This is a genomic window from Mesonia profundi (assembly GCF_031085155.1).
Lineage (GTDB): Bacteria > Bacteroidota > Bacteroidia > Flavobacteriales > Flavobacteriaceae > Mesonia > Mesonia profundi.
This window is the reverse complement of sequence record NZ_JAVHUL010000065.1, coordinates 1-5,964: the sequence shown is the minus strand read 5'-3', so window position 1 is coordinate 5,964 and position 5,964 is coordinate 1. Positions and strand designations below refer to the sequence as shown.

General features: G+C 45.5%; 2 tRNA genes and 3 rRNA genes. All 5 read right to left on the bottom strand.

The annotated features are described in order from the left end of the window. Positions 1-2 precede the first annotated feature (2 nt). The 5 genes from rrf to RBU60_RS13935 all read right to left on the bottom strand — a co-directional run bounded on the left by rrf (position 3) and on the right by RBU60_RS13935 (position 5,486). Positions 3-111 (bottom strand): 5S ribosomal RNA (rrf, locus tag RBU60_RS13955). Positions 112-299: 188 nt separating this feature from the next. Continuing rightward, positions 300-3,127 (bottom strand): 23S ribosomal RNA (locus tag RBU60_RS13950). Positions 3,128-3,351: 224 nt separating this feature from the next. Beyond that, positions 3,352-3,425: transfer RNA gene (locus RBU60_RS13945), tRNA-Ala, on the bottom strand. A gap of 230 nt (positions 3,426-3,655) precedes the next feature. Next, positions 3,656-3,729 (bottom strand) — tRNA-Ile (locus RBU60_RS13940). 233 nt (positions 3,730-3,962) lie between these two features. Beyond that, positions 3,963-5,486, bottom strand: a 16S ribosomal RNA gene (locus tag RBU60_RS13935). Together the 16S, 23S and 5S rRNA genes with 2 tRNA genes alongside form the textbook arrangement of a ribosomal RNA operon. Positions 5,487-5,964: the final 478 nt, after the last annotated feature.

Below are 5,964 nucleotides of genomic sequence, written 5' to 3'. Positions count from 1 at the left end.
AAAAAAGGCGACGACATACTCTCCCACAATAAGCAGTACCATCTGCGCTAACGGGCTTAACTTCTCTGTTCGGAATGGAAAGAGGTGAGCCCCGTTGCTATAATCACCTTAAGCTGTTATGACTATAATGGACTAATAAGTCCTCCCGATACTTCGGGACTATAATCTTAAACTGGTGACAGATGTTTGTTTTACCAAACAGCCATCTAATAAGTTGACATATGGAAAAAATAAAAAATACATCGAGATAAATACACATAGCATTAGGAATTCACCTCCCCCGGTTGCCCGGGGGAAGAGTACATAAGCTATACGGGTTATTAGTACTACTTGGCTATGACATTACTGCCTTTACACCTATAGCCTATCAACGTGGTAGTCTCCCACGACCCTTTAAAGAAATCTCATCTTGTGGTGGGTTTCGCGCTTATATGCTTTCAGCGCTTATCCCTTCCAAACGTAGCTACCCAGCAGTGCTCCTGGCGGAACAACTGGTACACCAGAGGTTTGTCCAATCCGGTCCTCTCGTACTAGGATCAGATCCACTCAAATTTCTTGCGCCCACTGTAGATAGAGACCGAACTGTCTCACGACGTTCTGAACCCAGCTCGCGTGCCACTTTAATGGGCGAACAGCCCAACCCTTGGGACCTTCTCCAGCCCCAGGATGTGACGAGCCGACATCGAGGTGCCAAACCCCCCCGTCGATATGAGCTCTTGGGGGAGATCAGCCTGTTATCCCCGGAGTACCTTTTATCCTTTGAGCGATGGCCCTTCCATGCGGAACCACCGGATCACTATGCTCTACTTTCGTACCTGATCGAGCTGTATCTCTCTCAGTCAAGCTCCCTTATGCCATTGCACTCTACACACGATTACCAACCGTGTTGAGGGAACCTTTAGAAGCCTCCGTTACTCTTTTGGAGGCGACCACCCCAGTCAAACTACCCACCAAGCACTGTCCTTCCATTGGAAGTTAGGCTTCAAACAAGTAAAGGGTGGTATTTCAACAATGACTCCACCACACCTGGCGATGCAGCTTCAACGTCTCCCACCTATCCTACACATCACTTGTCCAAAGTCAATACTAAGCTATAGTAAAGGTTCACGGGGTCTTTTCGTCCCACAGCGGGTAATCGGCATCTTCACCGATACTACAATTTCACCGAGCTCATGGCTGAGACAGTGTCCAGATCGTTGCACCATTCGTGCAGGTCGGAACTTACCCGACAAGGAATTTCGCTACCTTAGGACCGTTATAGTTACGGCCGCCGTTTACCGGGGCTTCAATTCAATGCTTCGCTAATGCTAACATCTCCTCTTAACCTTCCGGCACCGGGCAGGTGTCAGGCCATATACATCATCTTTCGATTTAGCATAGCCCTGTGTTTTTGATAAACAGTCGCCTGGACTCTTTCACTGCGGCCCACATTGCTGTGGGCGACGCTTCTCCCGAAGTTACGCGTCTATTTTGCCTAGTTCCTTAGCCATGAATCTCTCGAGCACCTTAGAATTCTCATCCCAACTACCTGTGTCGGTTTACGGTACAGGCTGCTTTACTCGCTTTTCTTGGAAGTCACTCCCCTGGATTATCACCGCCGCCGTAGCTTAAGTGTACTATCGTAATCTTTAGATTACTTCAACGTACTATTCCGTCAGTACGCACCAAGTTTATGCCTCCGTCACTTTTGTTGTAAAGCAGGTAGCAGAATATTAACTGCTTGTCCATCCACTACCCCTTTCGGGTTCGCGTTAGGTCCTGACTAACCCTCAGCTGATTAGCATAGCTGAGGAAACCTTAGTCTTTCGGTGTGCGGGTTTCTCGCCCGCATTATCGTTACTTATGCCTACATTTTCTTTTGTAACCAATCCAGCATACCTCACAGTACACCTTCAAATTTGTTACAATGCTCCCCTACCACTTAAATAAATTTAAGTCCATAGCTTCGGTAATATGTTTATGCCCGATTATTATCCATGCCGAACCGCTCGACTAGTGAGCTGTTACGCACTCTTTAAATGAATGGCTGCTTCCAAGCCAACATCCTAGCTGTCTAAGCAGTTCAACCTCGTTTATTCAACTTAACATATATTTGGGGACCTTAGCTGATGGTCTGGGTTCTTTCCCTCTCGGACATGGACCTTAGCACCCATGCCCTCACTGATAAAAATCATTTTATAGCATTCGGAGTTTGTCAGGAATTGGTAGGCGGTGAAGCCCCCGCATCCAATCAGTAGCTCTACCTCTATAAAACTAAATTATCGCTGCACCTAAATGCATTTCGGGGAGTACGAGCTATTTCCGAGTTTGATTGGCCTTTCACCCCTACCCTCAGGTCATCCCAAGACTTTTCAACGTCAACGGGTTCGGTCCTCCACTTTGGGTTAACAAAGCTTCAACCTGCCCAAGGGTAGATCACACGGTTTCGCGTCTACCGCTACCAACTATATTCGCCCTATTCAGACTCGCTTTCGCTACGGCTCCAATTCTTAAAATCTTAACCTTGCTGGCAACGGTAACTCGTAGGCTCATTATGCAAAAGGCACGCCGTCACAGATCAAGTCTGCTCCGACCGCTTGTAAGCGTATGGTTTCAGGGTCTATTTCACTCCTTTATTCAAGGTTCTTTTCACCTTTCCCTCACGGTACTGGTTCACTATCGGTCTCTCAGTAGTATTTAGCCTTGGCGGATGGTCCCGCCGGATTCATACAGGGTTTCACGTGCCCCGCACTACTCAGGATACCACTATCTTCACTTCCTTTACCTATACCGGGCTGTCACCGTCTTTGGCCAAGCTTTCCAACTTGTTCTAGTTCATCGAGTGTTAAATGTCGTGGTCCTACAACCCCATACCGTCCGTAAACGATATGGTTTGGGCTTCTGCGCGTTCGCTCGCCGCTACTAGCGCAATCACTATTGTTTTCTCTTCCTCCGGGTACTTAGATGTTTCAGTTCTCCGGGTTTGCCTCCTTGCGGATACTATACCTTCAGTATAGTGGGTTGCCCCATTGGGATATCTGCGGATCAATTTGTATGTGCCAATCCCCGCAGCTTTTCGCAGCTTATCACGTCCTTCGTCGCCTCTGAGAGCCTAGGCATTCCCCATACGCCCTTAAAAAGCTTATGTCTTTTACCTAAATTGCTCTTTACTATCTCTAGTAAATTAATTTAATATATTTATTATCTGTGCTTATAAATAAGCTACAGAGTTCTCTCGTATTCTTTATTCTTTCAATATGTCAATGAACGTTTTTCCTTCTAACAATCTAAATTCGACAGCAACTAAACGTTGTATACATTCCTGTATCCTGGTTGTTTAAATTACCTATACCCTCTAAACCTAAGGAATTGTGGAGAATATCGGAGTCGAACCGATGACCTCCTGCGTGCAAGGCAGGCGCTCTAGCCAGCTGAGCTAATCCCCCATATACCAGTAGTTAGTACATAGTAGTTAGTAGTTAGACTATAACCACTACTCAACTTCCAGAATTTCCTTTATTATCTTAATGAACTTTTTTTTAATTAATAATTATAAATTCATAATGATTAATTAACGCGTAGCCTTCTTCCTTCGCCTACTTTCGTAGTCTCAGGCAGACTTCCTCCTCGCTTTCGCTTGGCGGATAAACTTCTCATCTTCCCTAACCTACTTTCGTAGTCTCAGGCAGACTCGAACTGCCGACCTCTACATTATCAGTGTAGCGCTCTAACCAGCTGAGCTATGAGACTGTTTGCTAATCCCAACTACTCTACTTTAAGCAAACGCGCTTACAATTAATTACAAGAGCGTCGCGCTCCCCGTCCGAACGTGCCTTTTCGGCGCGGGCGGGTAACCAGCTGAGCTATGAGACTGCATTTTTTTTTAGTAAATAAATTGACAGAAATTAAGACCTTATAGAACTCTTATGAGTTCCTTAGTCGATTCTAGTATTGCGCTTGTACTTTAAAAGCACTTGCTCTAGAAAGGAGGTGTTCCAGCCGCACCTTCCGGTACGGCTACCTTGTTACGACTTAGCCCCAGTTACCAGTTTTACCCTAGGCCGCTCCTTACGGTAACGGACTTCAGGTACCCCCAGCTTCCATGGCTTGACGGGCGGTGTGTACAAGGCCCGGGAACGTATTCACCGGATCATGGCTGATATCCGATTACTAGCGATTCCAGCTTCACGGAGTCGAGTTGCAGACTCCGATCCGAACTGTGATAGGGTTTATAGATTCGCTCCTTCTCGCGAAGTGGCTGCTCTCTGTCCCTACCATTGTAGCACGTGTGTGGCCCAGGACGTAAGGGCCGTGATGATTTGACGTCATCCCCACCTTCCTCACAGTTTGCACTGGCAGTCTGGCTAGAGTTCCCGACATGACTCGCTGGCAACTAACCACAGGGGTTGCGCTCGTTATAGGACTTAACCTGACACCTCACGGCACGAGCTGACGACAACCATGCAGCACCTTGTAATCTGTCCGAAGAAATACCTGTTTCCAAGTACGTCAGACTACATTTAAGCCCTGGTAAGGTTCCTCGCGTATCATCGAATTAAACCACATGCTCCACCGCTTGTGCGGGCCCCCGTCAATTCCTTTGAGTTTCATTCTTGCGAACGTACTCCCCAGGTGGGTTACTTATCACTTTCGCTTAGCCACTCAGACTCAATTGTCCAAACAGCTAGTAACCATCGTTTACGGCGTAGACTACCAGGGTATCTAATCCTGTTCGCTACCTACGCTTTCGTCCATCAGTGTCAGTACATTATTAGTGATCTGCCTTCGCAATCGGTATTCTGAGCGATATCTATGCATTTCACCGCTACACCGCTCATTCTAACCACTTCATAATGACTCAAGACTAACAGTATCAATGGCAATTCTACAGTTAAGCTGTAGACTTTCACCACTGACTTATTAGCCCACCTACGGACCCTTTAAACCCAATGATTCCGGATAACGCTTGGATCCTCCGTATTACCGCGGCTGCTGGCACGGAGTTAGCCGATCCTTATTCGTAGAGTACCGTCAATTCTCTTCGCAAAGAGAGGTTTCTTCCTCTATAAAAGCAGTTTACAACCCATAGGGCAGTCTTCCTGCACGCGGCATGGCTGGATCAGAGTTGCCTCCATTGTCCAATATTCCTCACTGCTGCCTCCCGTAGGAGTCTGGTCCGTGTCTCAGTACCAGTGTGGGGGATCTCCCTCTCAGGACCCCTACCCATCGCTGCCTTGGTAAGCCGTTACCTTACCAACTAACTAATGGGACGCATACTCATCTATTACCACCGTGGTTTTAATTAAGAAATGATGCCACTTCTTAATACTATGGGGGGTTAATCCAAATTTCTTCGGGCTATACCCCAGTAATAGGCAGATTGTATACGCGTTACTCACCCGTGCGCCACTCGTCATCTGATGCAAGCACCAATGTTACCGTTCGACTTGCATGTGTTAAGCCTGCCGCTAGCGTTCATCCTGAGCCAGGATCAAACTCTTCATCGTTGTTTCATTATAATTTTACAATACTATAACTAATCAACTGGAATTTTTAATTACTGAAATTTACATCTCAGTAAAGACTCAAAATTATTCTATAATGTCTTAATTTTTGTTCGTTTCTTTTTAAACAACTTGCGCTGTTTAAAAGATACACTGTCAATTCAATACTTCAATGAACTTTTTAAAAGTTACTCACGCAACTTTTCTGGTTAAAATAAAAGGAATCGAACCTCTTCTTTTCTCGCCCATCCAAGGGATTTTATATTTAATCTTTTAAGAACTTTTAACGCTTACTGCGTTAGCGGCTGCAAATGTAAAACGTTTTTTCTTTGTGGCAAAATAAAAATTGAAATAATTTTTATTTTTTTTCCGAAGGCAAAACTTTTTAAGAACGCACCCAGCTACTTCGCTAAGCGGTTGCAAAACTAATACTTATTTTTACTATCGCAAGGCTTTTTGAAAAAAATATTTAAAACTTTTT